The sequence below is a fragment of the Bacteroidota bacterium genome (assembly GCA_039111535.1).
GTDB lineage: Bacteria > Bacteroidota > Rhodothermia > Rhodothermales > JAHQVL01 > JBCCIM01.
The window spans coordinates 1-5080 of record JBCCIM010000300.1 but is presented as its reverse complement, the minus strand read 5'-3'; the positions used below and the strand labels follow the sequence as shown (position 1 = coordinate 5080).

The following is a 5080-nucleotide window of genomic DNA, read 5'->3' as shown; positions in this document are numbered from 1 at the left end:
CACCAGACTCATATTCTCCCACTAGATGTTTCTTGAATGATATACTATAGCGCTTTATTACTCGCTTTTCCATGGTTTACTTGCTTTGCTGTAAACCTATAGCAGGACGAGACACACTCCTCACTCCTCACTCCTCACTCCTCACTCCTCCAACCCACCATCCACAAAAGCCTCAACCTCCTCAAGCGTAGGCATAAAGTTGGCGCAGCCGTGACGCGTGACAACGAGGGCGCCGCAGGCATTACCCATGCGACAGGCTTTGTAGAGATCCCAGCCCTGCAGGTAGCCATAGGTGAACCCGCCGGCAAACGCGTCGCCGGCGCCAAGTACGTTCAGGATATCAACCGGAAAGCCAGGTACTTTCACCTCCGGCTCACCTTTGCAGAAATATGAGCAGCCGGCAGCTCCGCGTTTTACGATAAGCACTTCAACGCCTGACTCCAGTACCCTATCGATTGCTTTTTCGAGATCTCCCTTGATTTCTGGTGCCGATACTTGCTGGTGCTTGATCGAAATTTGACTCGCTTCCTGCAGGCTTGCCGCCAAAATCTCTTCCTCTGTACCAATAACAACCTGTACACGCGGCAATAAAGCCCGTACCATCACGCCGTATGCCCGTGGGTCAAACCACTGGTCGGCCCGGAAGTCCAGATCGAGCATAACCGGTACGTTGAGGCGATTGGCTTCTTCTGCCGCAAAAAAGGTTGAGGTCTGACTCGGGTCTTTGCTGAGTGCGTTGCCAGACAGGATAATCGTGCGAAACCGGGAAAGGTCGGTCTCAAGTACGTGATCGATGGACAACTGCAAGTCCGGCGCATTGTCGCGGTAGAAGACGAGGGGGAAGCGATCTGGTGGTTCGATGCCGAGCAACACCGCCGGCGTACGCGGACCATCGAGGGTTGGGATAAATGCGGTCTCTATCCCTTCATCCTTCAGGAAACGCATCACAAATTTGCCCACCTGGTCGTTACCCACAGCAGTCAGCAAGGCGGTTTGCAGTCCAAGCCGCGCGCAACTCACCGCAATGTTTGTTGAAGATCCGCCCACAAAGGCGCCAAAAGAAGAGATGTTTTCAAACGGAACGCCGAGGTCGTTCGAATACAAATCGATGGACGTGCGGCCAAAGGTGAGGACGTCGTAAGTGGGGGAGTCTGGCATGGCTAATTGCGATAAGTTATGTTTTGGAACATCTTAACACGACACATGGTTAGCAAGTACATTCTTCAAATCTTCACCTCTCCAATAAAGCTAATCTAATAGCCGATACTGTTCTCGACGCCTTTCTTTTTGACGCAGTGCATTCCTGTCTTTAGGTGTACAGCCCGTAGTTTGTTTTTGCATGTCTTTTCTTCTTGCAACTACGCCCTGTAACCCTTATCGCACGTCGCATTTCAAGTAATAAGGTATTGAAGGCCCCTGACTGATGGATGGTGCCGGCCACCAATTTTATGGAAATCGCAGAACGTACCTTTGTCCGTCGGAACGTAGTATCCGATCCGCTCCCCGTTGCCCCCCGACGCGCAATGCCAAGCCGTGTAGATGTGCTCAAGCGGCCAACCTTGCTCATCTTCGAAGAAAACCGCGAAATGCAGGAGCATTACAAACGCTTTCTCTCATCCGATTACAACTTGTTGATGGTAGAAACTGCACGGTATGGCATCCAGATGCTGCAATCCCTGCCTGTTGATGTGATCCTGTTCAACGTAGAGCAGGATCGTGAAACAGAAGCAGTTGGTATGCTGCGCGTTTTTCGGCGGATCGCAGCCGGGGCGGTAATTCCTGTGGTTGCACTGACCGGATTTTGTGGTGTGGAAGAACGCGCCATGCTGGGTAAAGCCGGCTTTGATGCGTACCTCGCGCGCCCCTTTACCCTCCGCAAATTGCGTGAAGTCATCTGTAAATGTATGGCAAAACGGACGGTGTCAATCCTGAACCGGATCGACCTTAGCCTGTTCTCCATTACTGCCGGCCTGTAGCAGATCAGATCAGGTAACGGCGGGCAAGCTTGGTAAAGGTGTTTACCTGTTCTGCCTGCCAAGAAGCATCGTAGCCCAATTCTTTTGCCATCATGGCTGCAACTTCGTCAGCAACGGCGATACTGGCCCGTGCATCCAGCAAAAGGGCGCGTGTACGGCGAGACATTACGTCTTCGACCGTCCTTGCCATTTCTTCGCGCACGGCCCAAATCACTTCACCTTTTTGGTAGGGCAGATTGGGGTGCAAGAGTGCTTCGCGGCCAGCCTCCTCTTTGATGAGGGTCTTAACGGCCGGCGCATCCGCACCAAAGTAGGCCAGGTCACCAAATTTTGAGGCATAAGCGTGCCAGCCGTGGATAGGTAAATCTTTGGTTGCGCATTGCCGTTCGGGCAGGCCGGCAATCGTTGCTGCCTGGTCGATTACGTCTTCCGCCATCTTCCGGTAGGTGGTCCATTTGCCGCCGGCGATGGTTACGAGCCCGCTTCTGGAAATCTGGATCGTATGGTCGCGCGAAATTTCAGCAGTGTTTTCTGCGTCGGGGTTGCGTACAAGCGGACGCAGGCCGGCAAACGTACTCAATACATCTTCAGCGGTCGGGTCTTTGGTCAGGTACCGCTGCGAATGCTCCAGCAAAAACGACAGTTCATCTTCGAGGGCGCGGGGCTCCAGGGCCGGCGCGTCAAGCGGCGTGTCTGTTGTGCCTACAACAATGCGTTCATGCCAGGGTATTGCAAAAAGAACCCGCCCGTCATCGGTGTGCGGAACCATGATGGCACTGTCACCCGGGAGAAAAGAACGGTCGAGCACAATGTGAACGCCCTGGCTGGGCTGCACCATCGGGACAGCTGTGTTGTCGTCCATCTGGCGCACAGCATCGGTAAACACCCCCGTAGCATTGATCACAACATGGGCTGAAAGCGTGTACGATTTACCAGATTCCTGGTCCTCTACAACAACCCCGCGCACCATATCATTATCTTTGGTCAGGCCGACTACTTTCATGTAGTTAGCAACTGTGCCGCCGAGGTCAACCGCTGTTTGGGCCATGTTGATGGCGAGCCTGGCGTCGTCGAACTGCCCGTCATAATAAATGGTGCCGCCGCGGAGGCCTTCCGGCTCGATGGTTGGGATCCGTTCGAGGGTTTCTTCCAGGGAAAGGTGCTTGGAGGTGCCGAAGCCTTCTTTGCCGGCCAGCATGTCGTAGATTTTCAGGCCAATCCCATAAAATGGACCCTCCCACCAGTCGTAATTCGGTACAACAAAAGGCAGGTTATGTACCAGGTGTGGTGCATTCCGGAGCATGCGTCCACGTTCGCGGAGCGCTTCGACAACCAATGAGACATTACCCTGCTGCAGGTACCTGACCCCGCCATGCACAAGTTTGGTTGAACGGCTCGAGGTGCCTTTTGCAAAATCATGCTGCTCCAGCAACAAGGTGCGATACCCCCGTGCAGCAGCATCAATTGCAGCACCCAATCCGGTTGCACCACCTCCCACAATGATTACGTCCCAGCGTTCACCCACCTCTTCGATGCGACTCAACATTTCGTTTCTGTTCATGGTCTCTCCTTGTGTTCAGATGTGAATACGGGCGACGGGGCAGTACACACCTGAGAAATCTTTGCGTGAAAGGGCTTCGTTTTCATGGAATAAACAACGCAGGCAGCTAGCCGGCTGTCGTCCAGAAGATAGGTAATGAAAGGATAATCTGAAACGTGTATTCTCACGCAATTTGAACGCGTTTGAACAGGGCAGCATTACGATGGCGTCTTATCTGGCGATACCATTCCCGAATGGCACTGCAGGAGTAGAAAAAGGCTGCTGCAGTGCTGTAACTCTCCCGCCCCAAACACATAAAATACTGCATATATACGCATGATTCGCAACCCATTACCGCGTACTGAAACACCGGATACCTTAACAAGGAGGACTTTAACGATGCACAACCTGTTTTCTGTTCAAGGCCGATTGGGACGCTCTACTTACCAGAATCGTTACCTGTTTAGTTTGGGATTGCTGGGGCTCGTATTTCTTGTATATGAGCTTAGCGTATTTGTAGGGATGCAAACGGTAGCGTTTTATGTGGTAACTGCGAGTCTGGCGCTGGCGCTGGTCACCCTGTTAACGGCTGCTATACGTCGTTTACACGACTTGGATCGGCCGGCTTGGCACCTTGTCCTGGCTTTTATCCCTGTCTACAACCTCTATCTGATGTTGTCTCTGTTGTGTTTGAAGGGGGAGGAAGAAGTGAATCTCTATGGCTTCCGCCCGGAGCCGCTCTAGCATGAAGGCTGTAGCACTAAAAGTGCATGAGGAAACTGGTGGGGCCTCCCAGTTTTGACTGGACGCGCAGGCTGCCGCCGTGCCGGCGCATAATCTGCCGCGATAAACTCAAACCGATTCCCGACCCCGTTGCTTTTGTGGAATAGAACGGGACAAAAATCTGGCTCTGATTTTCTGCTGCAATGCCGGATCCGTTATCTGTGACCTTTAAGGTGACCCTGCTTCTGCGGCTCAGGCTGCCTTCGAGGCGCACCTGTCCATTTTCTTTGCCTTCGAGCGATTCAATGGCATTTTTGGTCAGATTAATCAACACCTGTTCCATTTGATCCGGGTCGGCAAGGACCGTGAGGTTAGCCGGCTCAACGTCAATTTTCAGATCAACATCATTGGCTTGCGCACCGAGCAGGTTTGAGACCCGTCGAAACAAGGCCCCTACTTCTACCAATTGGAAATCAGGGCGGGGGATACGCGCAATTTGGCGGTATGAGTTGACAAAATTCAGCAAGCCCTGGCTTCGTTTCTCAATGGTATCCAGTGCGTCACGCAAATCGACGAGTGCTTCTGGGATTTCTCCTTGTTTATCCGTGCTGTTTGCTTCGAGATGATGTCTGGCGGAGCCGGCAAGCGAGGCAATGGGCGTAATCGAGTTCATGATTTCATGGGCCAGCACGCGGGTCATATGCTGCACGGCTTCCAACTCCTGGTCTTCGAGTTCAGCGCCGATATTTTGCACCGAAACCAGCATATAGGTCTCTCCCTGCAAGTTGAATCGCGTGGCGTTAATGGCAAGTTGTAGCCAGGCGTTGTCGGTATCAATTTT

The 5080-nt window shown here is 52.8% G+C and carries 5 protein-coding genes; 2 read left to right on the top strand and 3 right to left on the bottom strand.

The genetic code is table 11. The annotated features are described in order from the left end of the window. Nucleotides 1-141: 141 nt before the first annotated feature. A complete protein-coding gene (gene iolC, locus AAF564_25885) occupies nt 142-1158 on the bottom strand; it encodes a 5-dehydro-2-deoxygluconokinase (GenBank protein MEM8489003.1) in 1017 nt (338 codons plus the stop codon). Nucleotides 1159-1448: 290 nt separating this feature from the next. On the opposite strand from iolC, the gene AAF564_25880 reads away from it, so the two are divergent. Then, on the top strand, nt 1449-1976 hold the full coding sequence (locus tag AAF564_25880) for a hypothetical protein (protein ID MEM8489002.1): 528 nt from the start codon (nt 1449-1451) through the stop codon (nt 1974-1976). A gap of 4 nt (nt 1977-1980) precedes the next feature. On the opposite strand, the gene AAF564_25875 is transcribed toward AAF564_25880, so the two are convergent. After that, nucleotides 1981-3537, bottom strand: a complete 1557-nt coding sequence (locus tag AAF564_25875; GenBank protein ID MEM8489001.1) for a glycerol-3-phosphate dehydrogenase/oxidase — start codon at nt 3535-3537, stop codon at nt 1981-1983. Nucleotides 3538-3915: 378 nt separating this feature from the next. Here AAF564_25875 and AAF564_25870 point away from each other — a divergent pair, with 378 nt between their 5' ends. Beyond that, entirely contained in the window at nt 3916-4260 is a 345-nt protein-coding gene (locus AAF564_25870; GenBank protein MEM8489000.1) for a DUF805 domain-containing protein, read from the top strand. Nucleotides 4261-4276: 16 nt separating this feature from the next. Here AAF564_25870 and AAF564_25865 read toward each other — a convergent pair. Next, nucleotides 4277-5080 (bottom strand): ATP-binding protein (locus AAF564_25865; protein ID MEM8488999.1); only part of this gene is annotated, 804 nt, incomplete at its 5' end.